Source organism: bacterium (assembly GCA_035549195.1).
In the GTDB taxonomy this organism is placed as follows: domain Bacteria; phylum Oederibacteriota; class Muellerivitia; order Muellerivitales; family Muellerivitaceae; genus DASZRK01.
In genome coordinates this window covers 50,269-68,108 of sequence record DASZRK010000060.1, presented here as the reverse complement: position 1 = coordinate 68,108, position 17,840 = coordinate 50,269, and the positions used below count along the sequence as shown (strand labels likewise).

Genomic DNA, 17,840 nt, shown 5'->3' with positions numbered 1-17,840 from the left:
AAGACCACCGCCATCGGGCAGGCCCATGGGGCCTGGGCCGAAGGCCCCGGGGCGCGGGATCGGGCAACTGGGAAAACCAAGATTTTCCCATTGCCCCGTCACCGCGCCACGACCCCCGATGGCGTCCGTCGTTATTGAACTCCGCTTCCCTCCGTGCTCTCCGTGCCCTCCGTGGTTCAAACCGTCTTTCTTCGTAGCCTTCGTGGTTCGATCGCCGTTACAACATGCTTTGGGGATCGATGTCCACCACCCGGAAGACCTTCGGGGGGACGGGATGCTTCGCGTCCAGGCGGGCCAACAGGCCCCGGATCCTGGCGGCGCTCGCCGCCTTGAGGAGCACCTGGTAGCGGTAATGCCCCCGCACCTTGAAGATGCCCGAGGGCGCCGGGCCCCGCACCTCCACCCCCGACCCTTGGGCGTCGCGCGAGAGGAACTCCACCGCCTCCTCGGCCGCCTTCTGGGCCTTCCGCTCGTCCTCCGAGCGGTAGACCAACAGCCCCAGGCGGGTATAGGGCGGATAGCCGAGGGCCTGGCGGAGATCCAATTCCTTCTCCCAGAACCCGTTCATGTCGTGGCGCGCGGCCGCCTGGATGCTGGGATTCTCCGGCTGGAAGGTCTGCAGGTAGATGACGCCCTCCTTCTCGGCCCGGCCCGCCCGGCCCGAGACCTGTACCAGCAGCTGGAAGACCCGCTCCTGCGCCCGGAAATCGGGCAAGGACAGGCCCGTGTCGGCCCCCACGATGCCCACCAGCGTGACGCCGGGAAAATCATGGCCCTTGGCGATCATCTGGGTCCCCAAAAGCACATCCACCTCGTGGCGGCGGAAGCGGCCCAGGATGGCCTCGTGGCTCCCCTTCTCCTGGGTGGTGTCCAGGTCCATGCGTTCGATCCGGGCCTTGGGGAATTTCTGCTTCAGTTCCTCCTCCAGCCGCTCGGTGCCCAGCCCCACCTGCTTGATGACGCCGTCCTTGCAGGCCACGCATTGCTTGGGCACCGGGCCCCGCCAGTCGCAGTAATGGCACCAAAGCTCGATGCCGCCGCGGCCCCGGTGGCTCGTCACCGGCACCGAGCAGTTCGGGCAATGGACCGGCTCGCCGCACTTGAGGCAGAGGGTGGCGGTGTTGAAGCCCCGGCGGTTGAGGAAGAGGATGGCCTGCTCGCCCCGGTCCAGGTTGTCCCGGAGGGCCTCCTCCAGCGCCATGGAGAGCACGGGCCGGTCGTCGCCCCGCACCTGCCATTCCTGCCGGAGGTCCAGCACCTTCACCCGGGGGAGGGGCCTTTGGTTGACCCGCTCGGGCATCTCCAGGTAGCCGTACTTCCCTTCCCGCGCGTTCTTGAGGGACTCCAGCGAGGGCGTGGCGCTGCCCAAAAGGGCCAGGGCCCCGCCGATCTGGGCCCTTTTCACGGCCGCGTCCCGGGCGTGGTAGCGGGGCGCGTCCTCCTGCTTATAGGACTGCTCGTGTTCCTCATCCACCACCACCAGGCCCAGCTTTCGGACCGGGGCGAAGAGGGCGGAGCGGGCCCCCACCACCACGTCGGCCCCGCCTTCGGCGATGCGTTCCCATTGGCGGTTGCGTTCCTTTGGGTCCAGGCGGCTGTGGAGGATGGCCACCCGGTCGCCGAAGCGGCCGGTGAAGCGCTCCACGGTCTGCGGGGTGAGGGCGATCTCGGGGATGAGCACGATGGCCTGCTGGCCCAACTCCCGCACCCGGGCGATGGCCTGCAGGTAGACCTCGGTCTTGCCGGAGCCCGTCACGCCCTGGAGCAGGAAGGTGCGGAAGGTGCCCAGCTCGATGGCCTGGGTGACGGCGGCCAGCGCCCTTTGCTGTTGGGGATGGAGCCGGAGCGCCTCGGTCCTCCGGCCCATGGGGACCTTCTCGCCGGCCTCTTCCTTCCCTTCCCCTTCCAGCACCCGGATGACCCCCAGGCCCGCGCTTTTCAGGGACTCGGCCAGCGCCTGGGTGCGGGGCGTGAGGGCCACCTTGCCCTTCCGCAAGCGCTCCCAATTGACGCCCCTTAAGGGCCCGGCTTCGCCCAGCAGGGTCTCCACCTTCGCCACCTGGGCGAGCCCCTCGGGCGTGAGCTCCACCACCGACTTGGGCTTCTTGCGGCCGCCGGGCGGGAGGAAAGTGAAGAGCGTCTCGCCCAGGGAGCAATAGTAGTAGTCGGCCATCCAGGCGCCCAGCTCCAGCAGGTCGGGGGTGAGGACAGGCGCAGGATCGAGGAGCGAGTCGATGCTTTTAAGGTTCTTCACGCCGTCCGGGGCCTTCGAGGTGACGCGGGTGATGAAGCCCACGGTCTGCCGGCGCCCGAAGGAGGCGAAGCAGCGCATCCCCGGGGCGGCCTGGGAGGCCAGGGGCGGAGGAAGGCGGTAGGTGAAGACCTGCTTGAGGGCGATGGGAAAGGCGACCTCGGCGTAAAGCTCGGACAAGGAAGAACCTCGGAACCACGGATTGAGCGGAAAAGGAAAGGAGCGATTTTACCGCGAAGACGCGAAGAACGCGAAGAGCAACCACACCCGTTCGAACCACGGAGAGCACGGAGGACACCGAGAAAGACAAGGCCATGGGCCACAGATGCATGGGATCGCCAAGCCAAATTGAACCACAGAGAGCACAGAGAAAGGCAAGTCCATTTGCCACAGATGCATGGGATAGCCAAGCCAGGTCGATCCCGGCCAACCCTTGGCCGCAAATCAACGCAAATTGACGCTGATGAAGACCACCGCCATCGGGCAGGCCCATGGGGCCTGGGCCGAAGGCCCTGGGGCGCGGGATCGGGCAACTGGGAAAACCAAGATTTTCCCATTGCCCCGTCACCGCGCCACGACCCCCGATGGCGATCCGTCGTTATCGAACTCCGCTTCTCTCTGTGCTCTCGGTGACCTCTGTGGTTCGAGCCGCCTCAGCCGTTGCGGTCACTACCCCGCAGGCGGGGGTCCAGGTAGTCCCGCAGGCCCTCGCCCAGCAGGTTATAGCCCAGCACGGTGAAGAAGATGGCCAGCCCCGGGAAGGTGATGAGCCACCAGGCGTCGGTCAGATGCTCCTTCCCTTCCTCCAGCATGTTGCCCCAGCTGGGGGTGGGCGGCTGGACCCCCAGGCCCAGGTAGGAAAGGGCCGATTCGGTGAGGATGGCCCCGCCGATGCCCAAGGTGGCCACGACCAGGATGGGCCCCAGGGCGTTGGGCAGGAGATGGCGGAAAATGATGCGCACGTCGCCGGCCCCGATGACCCGGGCCGCCTGGATGAATTCCCGTTCCTTGAGCGAAAGGACCTCCCCGCGCACCAACCGGGCCACGTCGGTCCAGGAGGTCAGCCCGATGACCACCATGATGTTCACGATGCTGGGCCCCACGAAGGCCACCACCATCAGGATCAGCAGGAAGGTGGGGATGCACAACACGATGTCGGTGAAGCGCATGAGGAGCCCGTCCACCAGCCCCCCGTAGTAGCCCGCCACCGCCCCCACGGTGGTCCCGATCAGCACATAGATGGAGACCGCCACCAACCCCACCGAAAGGGAGATGCGGGAACTGTAGAAGAGGCGGGAGAGGATGTCCCGGCCGTACTGGTCCGTACCCAGCCAATGATGGGCCCCGGGAGGGAGGAGCCGGTCGGAAAGGACCTGCAGGTTCGGGTCGTAGGGCGCGATCCATTGGGCCGTCAGGGCCGTGAGCACCAGGAACCCCACCAGGAGCCCGCCGACGGCCACCAGCTTGTGCCGTCCCATCGTCCGCAGGACCCTATTCATAGCGCACCCTCGGGTCGGCCAGGGCATAACCGATGTCCGCCAGGAGGTTCCCCAGCAGGGTGAGGATCGCCGAAATGGTGCCGATGCCCATGACCAGGGTGTAGTTGCGCGACATGATGGCCTCGAAGCCCAGGCGGCCCATCCCGGGCCAGGCGAAGATGGTCTCGATGATGAAACTGCCCCCGATGAGGGCGGGCAAGGAGAGGCCCAGCAGCGTGATGATGGGGATCAGGGCGTTGGGGAGGGCGTGCTTGAAGACCACCTGGAATTCGGAAAGGCCCTTGGCCCGGGCGGTGCGGATGTAGTCCTGCCGGATGACCTCGAGCATGGAGGTGCGGGCGTAACGGGAGACCGAGGCCAGCCCGCCATAGGTGGTGACGACGAGCGGAAGGATGAGGTGCAGGGCCAGGTCCCCGATCCTCCCGTACCAAGGGAGATATTCGGACCCCACGCTCGTCATGCCCGAGACGGGAAGCCAGCCCAGATGGACCCCGAAGATGAGCATGAGCATCAGGGCCAGCCAGAAGGTCGGCATGGCGAATCCGGCGAAGGAGAACAGGGTCAGGAACCGGTCCAGCCAGCTTCCCCGGTAATAGGCCGCCATCACCCCCAGGGGCACGGCCACGAGGAACAACAGGACCTCGGAGAGACCGGACAGGAGCAGGGTGGCCGGGAGCCTTTCGGCGATGACCGTGGAGACCGGACGCCCGTCCATGAAGGAATTGCCGAAGTTGAGCGTCAGCATCCCCTGGAGCCAATGGCCGTATTGGACATAGACCGGCTGGTCCAGGCCGTAGGACGCCCGCAGTTTGGTGATGTAGCCGGGATCGATCTTGGAGTTCAGGCTCACCGAGAGGGAGGCCGGGTCGCCGGGGGAAAGCTGGAGGATGGCGAAGGTAAGGATGGAGATGCCCAGCACCATGGGCACCATGACCAGCAGACGGCGCAGGAGGTAGTTACGCATGCCTCACCTTACCATCGGCCGGGTTCCCCGTCATTAAGGGCTATTGGGCGTATTTCTGCTGGTCGGCGGGCACGTACCACCGCTCCGGGTGCCAACCGATCCCGTTCGGGTTGACCTCCACCCCCTTGAAGCGCTTGTGCAGCGCCGGCAGCGAGTTGGGGACATAAAGGAAAGTGGCGGCCACGTCGTCGTGGAGGATCCGGTGGATCCGGTGGTAGATGCGCGCCCGTTTGGCCGGGTCCAGGGTGGTCCGGCCCTGCACCAGCAGCGAGTCCACCGTGCGGTTCTTGTAGTCGACCATGTTGTACTGGTGTTCGCCCATCTGGGAGGAGTGCCAGGAAAGGTAACAGTCGGGCTCCGGGCCGAACTGCCAGCCCATGACCATGGCGTCGTATTTGCGCTTGTTGATGTATTCGTTCAGCAGGGTGGTCCATTCCATGATCTGGGGGGAACAATCGATGCCCACCTGCTTGAGCTGCTGCTGGACGATCGTGGCGATGCGCTCCCGGCTGACGTTGCCCTGGTTGGTATAGAGCTTGAACCGGAAGGGGGTGTCCTTGCCCTGGATGGTCTTGTGCAGGATGCCGTCGGCGCCGGGCTTCCAACCGGCTTCCGCCAGGACCTTCTTGGCCCCCTCCACGTCGAAGGGATAGGGCTTCACGTCCTTATCGCAGGCCCAGGACTGGGGCACGAAGGGACCGGTGCAGATGCTCCCCAGTCCATAGACCACGTTCTGGATGATGCTCTGGCGGTCGATGGCCATGGTCAGGGCCTTGCGGACCCTCACATCCTGGAAGAGCGGGTTCTCCAGGTTCCAGCCGACATAGACGTAGACGAACTGGTCGGTGCGGAATTTGTCGTAGTAGTCGGTGAACTTCGGGGTGTCGGTCTGCCGGGCGTACTGCTCGGGCGTCAGTCCCCCGCTGGTCCAGGCGCCCATGCCGTCGATCTCGCCCTTGAGCAGGCTCAGGAACTCGGAGGACTGGTCCGGGATGATCCGCATGATGAAACGCTTGATATGGGGTTTGCCCTCCCAATAGTCCGGGTTGGCCTCCAGCACGATCTGCTGGGCGGTCTTCCACTCCTTGAACTTGTAGGGCCCGGTGCCGATGGGGTGCCGGTTGAAATCGTCGTCCTTATTGATGTCCTTCCCTTCCAAAAGATGCTTGGGAAGGATGGAGGAAAAGGTGTTCGTCAGGGCGGGGGCGAAGGCCTTCTTGTAGGTCACCTTGACCGTGTAGAGGCCCTCGGCCTCCACCGACTTGATGTACTGGTAATCGGCCCCATAGGGGGTGTTCACCGTCGGGTCCGAGAAGACCTTGTAGGTGAAGACCACGTCCTCCGCCGTCATCTCCACGCCGTCGTGGAACTTGACGCCATGGCGCAGGTTATAGGTGATGGTCTTGCCGTCCTTGGAGACCTTCCACTTCTCGGCCAGGCAAGGCTCCAATTCCATCTTTTCGTTGTAACGCAGGAGGCCGTTGAAGACCAAGGCGACGATGTCCCCGCCCGCGCTTTCGTCCATGAGGACCGGGTTCAGGGTCTTGGCGTCGCCGATGGAGGATTCAATGAGGGTGTCCCCGTCGGCCACCGGGCCGCCCTGGGCGTAGATCTTGGGGTCCTTATGGGAGCAGCCGGCCAGAAGGATGGCCGCTAAAACCGCCAGGATCAACGAAGAGTTACGGTTCATGAGACCCCCCTGAAAAAGATAAAGGCATAACATGACACGAAGCCGCCAAGACACGAAGGCCGGCCGAAAATGGACATTCTTGAATCTTCACCCTTCGAACGATCTCTTCAAAACTTCGTGGCTTCGTGTCGTGTGATGCCTTAAGCGCCGTGGCACTTCTTTCGCCGTTCCTCATTGGAACGGCACCCCTCACCTTGCGTTTCGCCTGGTGGGCTCAAGCGCAGGCCGAAACGCCATTCCGCTTACGCTCCATGGCATTTCTTGTACTTCTTCCCGCTCCCGCACCAGCAGGGGTCGTTACGCCCGACCTTGCACCATTCCCTTGGAATGGCGCTCCCTGATCCCGTTCCTCGCCTTGTAGGCTCGTCACAGGGAACGGTCCTAGGCCCCGTGACACTTCTTATACTTTTTGCCAGAACCGCACCAGCAGGGGTCGTTACGCCCGACCTTGGGCTCGTCGCGGCGGATGGGGGCGATCTTCACCTGTTCCCGGGGCTGGCTGCCCTGGGCTTCCCATTCGTCGTAGCCCGGAGGGGGTCCGCCGAAACCGGGGGCCACGTTGCCGCCCAGCATGCCCATGGGTTGGGGCGCCTGGGCCCGGGTGGCCTGGGCGGCGGCGCGGGGGTCGAAATCCGGATGCTCTTCCCGGATGTTCTTGAACTCGCCGGTCGGGAAAAGGTCATCGACCGAGCGCACGCCCTGCACCAGGAAGAGCAGTTTGAGGGTCTCTTCCTTGATGCGGCCCACCATCTCCCGGAAGAGCTCGAAGCCCTCGCGTTTGTACTCGATCAATGGGTCCTTGCCGCCGTAGCCTTGCCGGCCGATGCCTTCCTTCAAGTGGTCCATGGAAAGCAGGTGGTCCTTCCACTGGTTGTCCACGACCTGCAGGAGGATGGCCCGCTCCAGGGTACGCATGACCTGGGGGGTGAGCGCCTTCTCTTTGGCCTCATAGGCCTTGAGGATCTCGTCCTTCATGGCCGCGAAAAGGGCGTCCCGGTCCAGGCGGACCAGGTTCTCCTTCTGCCAGTCCAACGGCGTCTGGAAGATGCCCTGGAACCACTTGTGGAGCCCCTCGAAGTCCCACTTGTCCGTGTCGGCTTTTTCGGGGATGTGGGCCTCCACGCCGATCACCGCCACGTCCTCCAGCACCTCCAGCATGTGGGAGCGGATGTCGTTCTGGCGCAGGACCCGGTTGCGTTCCCGGTAGATGACCTCCCGCTGCTTGTTCATCACGTCGTCGTATTCGAGCAGGTGTTTGCGGATGTCGAAGTTGTGGGCTTCCACGGCCTTTTGGGCCCGTTCGATGGACTTGGAGACCCAGGGATGCTGGATGACCTCCCCCTCCTCCATGCCGAGGCGCGTCATCCAATCCTTGAGCTTGTCGGACCCGAAGATGCGCATCAGGTCGTCCTCGAGGGACACGTAGAAACGGGAGAGGCCCGGGTCGCCCTGGCGGCCGGAACGGCCCCGCAGCTGGTTGTCGATGCGGCGGCTCTCGTGGCGCTCGGTGCCGAAGACGGCCAGCCCCCCCAACTCGCTCATACCGGGCCCCAGCTTGATGTCGGTCCCGCGGCCCGCCATGTTGGTGGCGATGGTGACCCCGCCGGGCCGGCCGGCCAGGGCGATGATGTCCGATTCCCGCTCATGGAACTTGGCGTTGAGGACCTCGTGCTTGATGCCCCGCTTCTTGAGCATGGCCGAGAGCATCTCGTTCTTCTCGATGGAGACCGTCCCCACCAGGACCGGCTGGCCCTTCTTGTGGAGCTCCTCGATGTCCTTGGCGATGGCGTCGTACTTCTCGCGCACCGACCGGTAGACCGCGTCGGGCTCGTCCACGCGCACCATGGGGCGGTGCGTGGGGATGGTGAGCACGTCCAGGTTGTAGATCTCCTTGAACTCGGCGGCCTCGGTCTCGGCGGTCCCGGTCATGCCGGCCAGTTTCTTGTACATGCGGAAGAAGTTCTGGAAGGTGATGGTGGCCAGGGTCTGGTTCTCGGCCTCGATCTTGACCTTCTCCTTGGCCTCCAGGGCCTGGTGCAATCCGTCCGAATAGCGGCGGCCCTGCATGAGGCGGCCGGTGAACTCGTCGACGATGACGACCTCGCCGTCCTTCACGATGTAGTCCACGTCCTTCTTGAAGATGACGTGGGCCTTGAGGGCCTGTTGGACGTGGTGGACCAACTGGACGTTCTTGGGGTCGTAGAGGTTGTCCACCTGCAGCAGTTTCTCCACGTGGCGGACGCCCGATTCGGTCAGGAAGACCGCCCGGGTCTTTTCCTCGGTGTCGTAGTCGTTGTCCTTGCCCGCCTTGAGGGAGGGGATGATGCGGTCGATCTTATAGTAGAGGTCGGTGGATTCCTCGCTGGGCCCCGAGATGATCAGGGGCGTGCGGGCCTCGTCCACCAGGATGCTGTCCACCTCGTCCACGATGGCGTAGTTGAGGTCGCGCTGGACCACGTGGTCCATGGAGGTGGCCATGTTGTCCCTGAGGTAGTCGAAGCCCAGTTCGTTGTTCGTGCCGAAGGTGATGTCGCAGTTGTAGGCGCCCTTGCGTTCCTCATGGTCCATCCCGTGCTTGATGACGCCCGTGGTGAGCCCCAGGAAGCTGTAGATGTTGGCCATGCCCTTGAAGTCGCCCCGGCCGTGGCTGTCCCGTTCGGCCAGGAAGTCGTTGACGGTCACCACATGGACGCCCTTGCCCGCGAGGGCGTTGAGGTAGACGGGCAGGGTCCCCACCAGGGTCTTCCCTTCCCCGGTCTTCATCTCGGCGATCTTCCCCGCGTGGAGCACCATGCCGCCGATGAGCTGGACGTCGAAGTGCCGCTGGCCGATGGTGCGCTGGGCGGCTTCCCGCACCACCGCGAAGGCCTCGACGAGCAGGTCGTCCAGGGTCTGGCCCTTGGCCAGGCGTTCCTTGAACTCGGCGGTCTTGTTGCGGAGGTCCTGGTCGGAGAGGGCCTTCATTTGGGGTTCCAGGGCGTTGATGGCCTGGACCTTGGGCCAGAGGCCCTTCAATTCGCGCTCCGTCTTGCTGCCGAAGACCTTGGTGAGGATATTGCCGATCAAAAGAACACCTTTTTTCACCGCCAAGGCGCCAAGGCGCCAAGGGACGGATGGGTTATTGGAAAGAACGTCTTTTTGACGTTTTTCTTGAGGATTTGGAGGCTAGGAAGGGGAAGTATAGGGATTCCAAAGGGGGGGTTCAAGAACCGCCCAAGGTCAAAATCACTGTCATTGCGGGAACTTTGGCCACGTTGCAATTTTGCTGTCATTGCGAGGAGTGACCCGCGAATAGCCATTCGACAAGCTCATGGCCTATTGATAAGCCCTGAGGCCCTCGAAGGGCGGGGCGATCACGACGCGGCAAACTCAGTTCAGATAAGCCTTTTCCCAGGGATGTTATTTGGGAACTGGGGTCGCTTCGTCGCCACCGTCCCCCTTCTATTTCCCGGTCAAGCCCGCCAGCTTGGCCTTCAGTCCCTCGATCCGCTTGCCGATCTCCTCGCAATCCTTGTCGTCCTCCAAGGCCTTCAAGAGGGATTCCTTGGCGGCCGCGCGCAATTGGGCCGCCTGCCAGGCGTTGTAGGCCAACTTCCGGCGTTCGAGGGAGATCTGGAATTCGATCTCCGCCTTTTCCTTCTCTACCCGCGCCTTGTCCTTCAGGCCCTGGGCGGCCTTGGCGAAACGATCGGTGGCCCGCTTCACCCGCTTTTCGTAGAGGGTCGTTTCCAACCGGGACTTGTCCCAGGCGTCCTTGAGCTTTTGGGTCTCGGCCTTGGCCTTTTCCAGTTCCCCCGCCACCACCCCGGCGTCCTGGGAAGCCGTCTGTCCCGCGAAGGCATCCCGTCCTAGCGGATATACGCAAATGAGCAGGAAAATGGCAAAAAGCATGGCCGACTTAGGTTTCATGATCTTCCTCTGTTTTTTTCTGTCATTGCGAGGAGTGGCCCGCGAATAGCCATTCGACAAGCTCATGGCCTATTGATAAGCCCTGAGGCCCTCGAAGGGCGGGACGGTTACGACGCGGCAACTCCAGTATAAATAAGGACCTTATTTTGGAACTGAGATTGCTTCGTCATTTGCGCCGGCCTATTCGTCCGGCATTCCTCGCAATGACACATTCTTATTTATATTTCTTGACCATCTTTTCGAAGGCCGCCTCGTCCATCACCTCCACGCCCAGTTCCTTGGCCTTCTTGAGCTTGGACCCGGCCGCTTCCCCCGCCACCACATAGGATGTCACCTTGGAGACCGAACCGGAAGCCTTGGCCCCCAGTTTTTTCACCAGTTTCTCGGCTTCGGAGCGGGAATAGCCCTTGAGTTCCCCGGTAAAGACGAAGGTCTTGCCCAGGAAGGGCTGTTCGCCGGAGGGTTCCTCCTCCTTCAGACGCCGCAGGTTCACCCCCCCGGCCTCCAATTTACCGATGACCTTGAGGTTGGCCTTCTGGGCGAAGAAGGCCGCGATGGAATGGGCCACGATGGGGCCGATGCCGTCGGTGGCGGTCAATTCCTCCTCGGAGGCCTCGCCCACCTCCCAGATGTCCCGGTAGCGGGCGGCCAAGATCTCCGCCACATGCACGCCCACGTGCCGGATGCCCAGCGCGAAGAGGAGCCGCCCCAGGGTTCGCCCCCGGCTGTCCTCGATCTGGCCGATGAGGTTCTGGGCCGACTTCTCGGCCTTGCGTTCCAGGTCAGCCACGTCCTTGGGCTTGAGCTTGTAGAGGTCGGCATAGTCGTTGATGAGCTTCTCCTCCAGGAGCTGTTTCACCACCGCCGGTCCCGCGCCCCGGATGTCCATGGCGTCGCGGGAGCAGAAATGCTGGATGCGGCGCTCCACCTGGGCCGGGCAGGCCAGGTTCTCGCAGCGCCAGACCGCCTCTTCCTCCTCCTTGACGAGCTTGGAGGAACAGACCGGGCATTCGGCGGGCATCTTGAAACGGCGTTCCTTGCCCGTGCGCTTTTCCGGGAAGGACTGAAGGACCTTCGGGATGACCAGGCCGCCCTTTTCCACCAGCACCCGGTCGCCGACCCTGAGGTCCTTGCGCTCGATCTCGTCCTGGTTATGGAGGGTGGCCCGGGAGACGGTGGTCCCTTCCAGCTGGACCGGTTCCAGTTCGGCCACGGGCGTGATGGCCCCGGTGCGGCCCACCTGCAGGGTGATGTCCTTGAGGGTGGTCTCGGCCTTCTGGGCGGCGAACTTGAAGGCGATGGCCCAGCGCGGGATCTTGGAGGTGGTGCCCAGCTTCTCCCGTTGGGCGTAGTCGTCGATCTTCAGCACCACCCCGTCGCAGTCGAAGCCGATCTTGTCGCGTTTGGCCTGGTATTCCTCGCAGTAGTCGTGGACCTCGTCGATGGTCTTGGCGAGGCGGTGATGCTCATCCTCGGGGAAACCCATCTTCTTGAGCCAGGCCAGGCTCTCGGCCTGGGTATCGAAGGGCAGTTGGCCGGGCGAGAAGACGTAATAAAGGAGGATGCGCAGGGGCTTCTTGGCCGCTTCTTCCGGGTCCACGGTCTTGAGGGTGCCCGCCGCGGTGTTCCGGGGATTGGCGAAAAGGGGCAGTCCCGCGTCCTCCCGTTCCTCGTTGATGGCCTCGAAATCCTTCCGGGTGAAGAAGACCTCGCCCCGGATCTCCAAGCGGTCGGGATAGCCGGACCCCTTCAGGGTCGCGGGCAGGCCCTTGATATTGCGCACATTGGCGATGACGTCGTCGCCCTTTTCCCCGTCGCCCCGGGTGATGGCGTGGGTGAGCTTCCCCTTCTCATAGATGAGTTCGATGGAGACCCCGTCGATCTTGAGTTCGCAAACATACTTGTACTTCTCGCCGCCCAGGCCCTTTTGGACCCGCTCGTCGAATTCCTTCAGTTCTTCCAGGGAATAGGTGTTGTCCAGGGACAGCATGGGCACCCGATGGGGCAGGGTCTTGAAGTGCTTGCCGGTGGTCTCGAAGACCGTTTGGGTAGGGGAATCCTGGGTCTTGAGGGAGGGGTATTGGGCCTCCAGGTCCTTCAGTTCCCGGTAGAGGCGGTCATACTCGAAGTCGGTGATCTCGGGGCTTGCCTGGTCGTAGTAGAGCTTATCGTGATGCCGGATGGTCTCCCGGAGCTTCTCGACGCGTTTTTGAACGGCTTGGGGAGCCCCATCTTTCTTCATGGTCATTTCTTTTCAGGCAGGCCTTTCAGCCATGCTTTTTCGAATTCCTTCACAAATCCGTCAAAGGCCCTTGGATCCAACTTGGACCTTTTTGAACGAATATAAGTATTGTAAAGACGGTTGAAGCAATCCTGTATCCCGACTTCGGCCGGGTCGGTTTGAACGTCCTCAAGATCACTGCCAAGATCAACGCCGACAAGTCGGCTAGTTCCGGTGCCCGGGTCCACTTCGAAAGTGGCGACCGCGGCGCAACAGATGGAACAAGATTGCAATCCTTCCAATTTTTCCGGACCCAACCTCAGACTCATCAGGTCATAAGGTGTGACATTGACCTCCGCGAGGATCCTTCCATTTTCAGCCTTTGCTGAAAGCAAACCGCCGTTGCATCGATCTCCGCCCAGGACATTGAACACCTTCAGTAATGTCCTTCCTTCAATCCGGACGCCTGCCAACCCGCTGAAGATACCGGTCCCGCCGCCACCCCATTGGTATAGGACAATATAGTTATCCCCGAATTTTCCCACGAACCGATAGGCGGAAAATGGATGACGGCCTCCGTCTTCCCCATCTTTGGGATCCATGTCCTCAAATTCGATCATCCCTTGGGGCCGGGTCTCGACGCCTTTCCAATCGACTTTGCACTTCGAGAGATCGACGCTTTCTTTTCCCTCATCTTCGACCAATTCCCCCAAACAACTGGGATGGATGGGTTTACCGTCATAGGAAAAATCTTGTCCCGAGGCCAACAAGGACGAAGGAAACAAGGAAGGAAGGAGAAGAAGAAGGAGGAACCAGTTCATTGGCCAGTTATTTTCCCGTCTTCAACCGCTGGGCGAGATATTCGGGAAGCCCGGCGTCGAGGGTCTTCTTGGCGGTGGTCTCGAAGTCGTAGTCGAGCCGCTTGATGGAGAGGGTCTTGGCGGTGGAATCGTAGAGCACCCAGCAGGTCTTGGGGCTGCCGTCCCGGGGTTGGCCCACGGACCCCACGTTCACCAGGTAGCGGCATTCCGGATCCAATTGGTAGTCCGCGTCCTCGATGATCCTCACCGACCCGTCCTTCTTTTGTTCGGCGATGAAGGGTTTGTGGACGTGGCCGAAGAAACAGATGAAGCCCTGGAAATAGCGGAAGTTGCGTTCCAGGTCCTCCTGGGCGGTGAGGTAATGCCACTCCTCGCTCTGGAGCGGCGAGGAATGCACCAATTGGATCTCGCCGATCTCCTCGCGCAGGCGCAGGCCCTGGAGGAACTGCCGGTTCGCGGGGGTGATGCGGCCCCGGGTCCAAAGGATGGCCTCGGCGGCGGGTTTGTTGAACTTGTCGAGGGAGGTGAGGCCCAGGAGCCCGGCATCGTGGTTGCCCATGACCGATTTCCAGCAGTCGAGGGACCGGATGAGATCGATGGTCGCGTTGGGGTCGGCGTAATAACCGACGAAGTCCCCGCCGCAAAGGGTCTGGACGACGCCCGCGTCCTTCATGGACTTGGCGACGGCCGTCATGGCCTCGAGATTACTGTGAACGTCGGAAAAGAGCCCGTATCGCATGGGAGGCATTTTAACACAAGGGACGCGGCAAACCTTGCCGGAGCGGAGGGAAGAAAGACGGCTTTACCGGACCTTTTTCTGGAGCAGGTAACTGAGGATCCGCAGGCGGTTCTCCTGGTTCTCGTTATAGGCCCAGAAGCGCTGGAGGGATGCATAGCGGTCCGAGTCGGGGTTCAACCGGCAGACCAATTCCCCATCCCCCCTCTTCTCCATGGTGATCAGCCCCAATTGTTGCAGTTTCCGGGCCGGTTTTTCCACATCCTCGGCCATGCGGCCCAGCATCTGGGCGGCTTGGGCGGGCGTGTGCGATTCGAAGTTCTTCTTGGAGCAGAAGATCAGCAGGTCCCACATGACGAAGGAATCCACCACTTCGTCCAGGAAGGTCCGGATGTCGGACGGGATGTCGATTTCCACTCTCTATCTCTCCATATGGTGCGGCAGGACGGAACGATCCACGGAATAAGGAAACAGCATATCCAAACCAGCAGGACCCTTCATTTGTCGGAGCCTTTAGGCCGGTTTCTCCAATTTGTCCAAGATGCCGTTCACGAATTTGCTCGACTCGTCGGTGCTGAAACGCTTCACGATCTCGATGGCCTCGTTGATGGCCACCGACTTGGGCACTTCCTTCTCATAAAGGATCTCATAGGCCGCCAACCGCAGGATATTGCGGTCCACGGCGGCCATCCGGGCCAGGTCCCAGTTCTCGGCCAATCCCCGCAGGCGCTTGTCGATGTCGGCCAGTTTGTCCCAGGTGGCCCGCACCATCTGCAGGGACAGCACCTTGGCCAGTTCGGGGGCGCTGGCCTGGGGTAGGAAGTTCTCCTCCAGGTCCTTCATCTGGACCGTTCCCATGTCCATCTGGAAAAGCATCTGCAACGCCAATTCACGGCTGCGTCGTTTCACGCCCATGACGGCCCCCTCATGACAATTGCCCCAGGACCGAAAGGGTCTCCAATAAATGAAGGGCGGCTTCCGCCCCCTTGTTGTCGCTATGCTCCCCCGCCCGGGCCAGGGCCTGGTCCAGGTCCTCGGTGGTGAGGACCCCGAAGGCCACCGGAAGACCGTAGCGCTCCGTCAATCCCCTCAAGGCCGCCGAGACCTCGGAACCGATATGCTCGTGGTGGGTGGTCTCGCCCCGCACAATGGCGCCCAACGCGATCACGCCGTTGAACTTCCCCTGGGCCGCCATCCGGGCCGCCACCACCGGGATCTCCCAGGCGCCCGGCACCCAGGCCACCTCGATATCGCCCTCGGCCACGCCCCGGGCCTTCAAGGTCTCCAGGGCGCCCTTGAGCAGGCGCTGGCCGATCAGGTCGTTGAAGCGGCTCACGACCACCGCGATCCTCGCGCCCTTCCCTTCGGGCTTTCCTTCGATGACTTTCAAGGCCGACCTTTCCATTTCCGGCCGGGACCTTCCGGTCACACGGCCACGCATTGTAATGCCCGCCCCTACTTTTGGTCGGTTTTTTTCCCGAGAAAGTGGCCGAGCTTCAAACGTTTCACGTCCAGGTATCTCTCGTTCGAGGGATTGGGTTTAACCTCAATGGGAACACGTTCGACCACGTGGAGCCCGTAGCCCTCCAGGCCCACGATCTTCTTGGGATTGTTGGTCAACAGGCGGAGGTCCTTGATCCCCAGGTCCACCAGGATCTGGGCGCCGATGCCGTAGTCCCGCAGGTCCGCCGGGAACCCGAGCTTCTCATTGGCTTCCACCGTGTCCAATCCCTCGTCCTGGAGACGGTAGGCCTTCAACTTATTGAAGAGCCCGATGCCGCGCCCTTCCTGGCGCATGTAGAGGATCACGCCCCGACCCTCCTTTTCGATCTGGGCCATGGCCGCGTGCAGTTGTTCCCCGCAATCGCAGCGCAGGGACCCGAAGACGTCGCCGGTCAGGCATTCGGAATGGACCCGCACCAACACCGGACCGCCCTTCAGGTCGCCCTTCACCAGGGCCAGGCTGTCGTCGTCCTCGGTCTGGGCCCGATAGACATGGACCCTCCATGGGCCGGTCTCGGTGGGCAGGGGCACTTCCAGGACCTTGCGGACCAGTTTTTCCTTCTGGCGGCGGAAGCGGATGAGTTCGGCGATGGTGATGAGGGTGAGCCCGTGCTTTTGGGCGATGAGCTGCAGGTCCTCCAGGCGGGCCATGGTGCCGTCGTCGCGCATGATCTCGCAGATGACGCCCGCGGGCTTCAAACCCGCCAACTGGACCAGGTCGATGGCGGCCTCGGTGTGCCCGGCCCGACGCAGGACCCCGCCGACGCGGTAGCGGAGCGGGAAGATATGGCCGGGCTTCACCAGGTCCGCGGGACGGGAAGCCGGGTCCATCATCACCTGGATGGTGCGGGCCCGGTCGGGCGCCGAAATGCCCGTCGTGACGCCCTGGCGCGCGTCCACGGAAACGGTGAAGGCGGTGCGGAAATTGTCCTGTTGTTCGGTGACCATCATGGAAAGCCCCAGCCGGTCCAGGTCCTCCCCCAGCATGGGCACGCAGATGAGCCCCCGGCCTTCCTTGGCCATGAAGTTCACGGCTTCGGGCGTGGCTTTCTCGGCGGCCATGACCAGGTCGCCCTCGTTCTCGCGGGTCTCGTCATCCACCACCACGACCATCTTGCCGGCGCGGATGTCGGCGACGGCCTTTTCGATGCGTTCAAATTCCATTTTCAGGTCCTGGGGGGATCCCCCGCTTAAAGATAAGTGTCCAACAACATGCCCCGGATCTCGTCCAGGGCGGCGATGAGGCGCATGGGGTCCTGCTGGCCCGCCAGGAGCATCTGCCCCAGGATGTCCAGGGCCCCGTCCACCTTCTGCATGGTCAGGTAGACCACGAACTTGCCATCCTTCTTGTGGCCGTGCTTCTCCTCCAGCTTGAAGGAACTGGCCACCACCTTGTCCATGAACTTCTTGACCGAGCGCTTGTAGTTCTCGAACTCCCGGCGGCCCTTGCCCGCCAGGAGCTTTTTGCCCTTCTCCTCGACCTCAACGATAAGGTTGGAGAGCTCGGCCCTCAAGACCGGGTCCCCGACCTGTTTCATGCGTTCGGTCAACGCGGGAGCGAAGAGCTCGGAAATGGAGGACGGCTTCTCGGGAGCGCCGCCGTCGCCGACCTTTTCGATCTTCATGCTCATGCCTTCCCTCCGGCCGGGCCATAGGCGCCGGTGAGGCGTTCCACGTATTTCGCCAAGAGGTCCACCTCCACCTGCACACCGTCGCCGGCCTTCCGGAACTGGAAGACGGTCTCCTTCAAGGTGTGGGGGATGAGGGCGACCTCGACCTCATCCCCCTTCACGGCGGCCACGGTCAGGCTGACCCCATCCAGGGCGATGCTCCCCTTTTCCACCACATAGCGGGCGAATCCCTTCGGGAGCCGGATCCCCAAGCGGGCCCCGCCCTCGAAAGGCTCGAGTTTCGTCAGGGTGCCCACTCCGTCCACATGCCCTTGGACGAAATGGCCGCCGAGCGCGGCGGAGGCCGTCAGGGGCGGTTCGAGATTGACCCGGTCGCCTTCCTTCAGGCCCCCCAAAGCGGTGCGTTGCAGGGTCTCCGGGACCAGTTGGAAGACCAATCGGGGCGTAGCTACCTCCACAACGGTCAAACAGCATCCATTGACCGCCAGGCTGTCCCCCACCTTCAGAGCCGGGGCCGTCTTGGGGGCCTCCAGCGTGAGGGTCAAAAGGTCCGGGGTCCGTTGGACCCGCAGGACCCGCCCCATCTCTTGGATCAAACCCGTGAACATGTTCTTT

The 17,840-nt window shown here is 62.7% G+C and carries 16 protein-coding genes; all 16 read right to left on the bottom strand.

Annotation, left to right across the window (positions count from 1 at the left end):
• Nucleotides 1-217: 217 nt before the first annotated feature.
• A complete protein-coding gene (priA, locus tag VHE12_11015; protein ID HVZ81307.1) occupies nt 218-2,431 on the bottom strand; it encodes a primosomal protein N' in 2,214 nt (737 codons plus the stop codon).
• A gap of 473 nt (nt 2,432-2,904) precedes the next feature.
• A complete protein-coding gene (gene nikC, locus VHE12_11010; GenBank protein HVZ81306.1) occupies nt 2,905-3,750 on the bottom strand; it encodes a nickel transporter permease in 846 nt (281 codons plus the stop codon).
• Nucleotides 3,743-4,714, bottom strand: coding sequence for an ABC transporter permease (locus tag VHE12_11005; GenBank protein ID HVZ81305.1), 972 nt, complete (start codon nt 4,712-4,714; stop codon nt 3,743-3,745). The genes nikC and VHE12_11005 overlap by 8 nt, the downstream gene beginning before the upstream one ends.
• Before the next feature lie 40 nt (nt 4,715-4,754).
• Nucleotides 4,755-6,404, bottom strand: a complete 1,650-nt coding sequence (locus VHE12_11000) for a peptide-binding protein (protein ID HVZ81304.1) — start codon at nt 6,402-6,404, stop codon at nt 4,755-4,757.
• Between the two features lie 242 nt (nt 6,405-6,646).
• Nucleotides 6,647-6,733, bottom strand: coding sequence for an SEC-C metal-binding domain-containing protein (locus VHE12_10995; protein ID HVZ81303.1), 87 nt, complete (start codon nt 6,731-6,733; stop codon nt 6,647-6,649).
• A 52-nt stretch (nt 6,734-6,785) separates the two neighbouring features.
• The gene (secA, locus tag VHE12_10990) at nt 6,786-9,470 is read right to left on the bottom strand and encodes a preprotein translocase subunit SecA (protein ID HVZ81302.1); all 2,685 of its coding nucleotides are present in this window, start codon (nt 9,468-9,470) and stop codon (nt 6,786-6,788) included.
• 375 nt (nt 9,471-9,845) lie between these two features.
• On the bottom strand, nt 9,846-10,313 hold the full coding sequence (locus VHE12_10985) for a hypothetical protein (protein ID HVZ81301.1): 468 nt from the start codon (nt 10,311-10,313) through the stop codon (nt 9,846-9,848).
• 214 nt (nt 10,314-10,527) lie between these two features.
• Nucleotides 10,528-12,561: an NAD-dependent DNA ligase LigA gene (gene ligA, locus VHE12_10980; protein HVZ81300.1), complete on the bottom strand. Its 2,034-nt coding sequence runs from the start codon at nt 12,559-12,561 to the stop codon at nt 10,528-10,530.
• The gene (locus tag VHE12_10975; protein ID HVZ81299.1) at nt 12,558-13,355 is read right to left on the bottom strand and encodes a hypothetical protein; all 798 of its coding nucleotides are present in this window, start codon (nt 13,353-13,355) and stop codon (nt 12,558-12,560) included. Before VHE12_10975 ends, ligA begins: the two co-directional genes overlap by 4 nt.
• Before the next feature lie 7 nt (nt 13,356-13,362).
• On the bottom strand, nt 13,363-14,094 hold the full coding sequence (locus VHE12_10970; GenBank protein HVZ81298.1) for a metallophosphoesterase family protein: 732 nt from the start codon (nt 14,092-14,094) through the stop codon (nt 13,363-13,365).
• Between the two features lie 63 nt (nt 14,095-14,157).
• Nucleotides 14,158-14,508: a hypothetical protein gene (locus VHE12_10965; GenBank protein HVZ81297.1), complete on the bottom strand. Its 351-nt coding sequence runs from the start codon at nt 14,506-14,508 to the stop codon at nt 14,158-14,160.
• Nucleotides 14,509-14,604: 96 nt separating this feature from the next.
• Nucleotides 14,605-15,006, bottom strand: a complete 402-nt coding sequence (nusB, locus tag VHE12_10960) for a transcription antitermination factor NusB (protein HVZ81296.1) — start codon at nt 15,004-15,006, stop codon at nt 14,605-14,607.
• 10 nt (nt 15,007-15,016) lie between these two features.
• Complete coding sequence (gene ribH / locus VHE12_10955) at nt 15,017-15,481, bottom strand: 6,7-dimethyl-8-ribityllumazine synthase (protein ID HVZ81295.1); 465 nt, start codon at nt 15,479-15,481, stop codon at nt 15,017-15,019.
• Nucleotides 15,482-15,546: 65 nt separating this feature from the next.
• Nucleotides 15,547-16,758, bottom strand: a complete 1,212-nt coding sequence (locus VHE12_10950) for a bifunctional 3,4-dihydroxy-2-butanone-4-phosphate synthase/GTP cyclohydrolase II (GenBank protein HVZ81294.1) — start codon at nt 16,756-16,758, stop codon at nt 15,547-15,549.
• A 26-nt stretch (nt 16,759-16,784) separates the two neighbouring features.
• Entirely contained in the window at nt 16,785-17,225 is a 441-nt protein-coding gene (locus VHE12_10945; protein HVZ81293.1) for a YaaR family protein, read from the bottom strand.
• Nucleotides 17,222-17,833, bottom strand: a complete 612-nt coding sequence (locus VHE12_10940; protein HVZ81292.1) for a riboflavin synthase — start codon at nt 17,831-17,833, stop codon at nt 17,222-17,224. The genes VHE12_10945 and VHE12_10940 overlap by 4 nt, the downstream gene beginning before the upstream one ends.
• Nucleotides 17,834-17,840 lie beyond the last annotated feature (7 nt).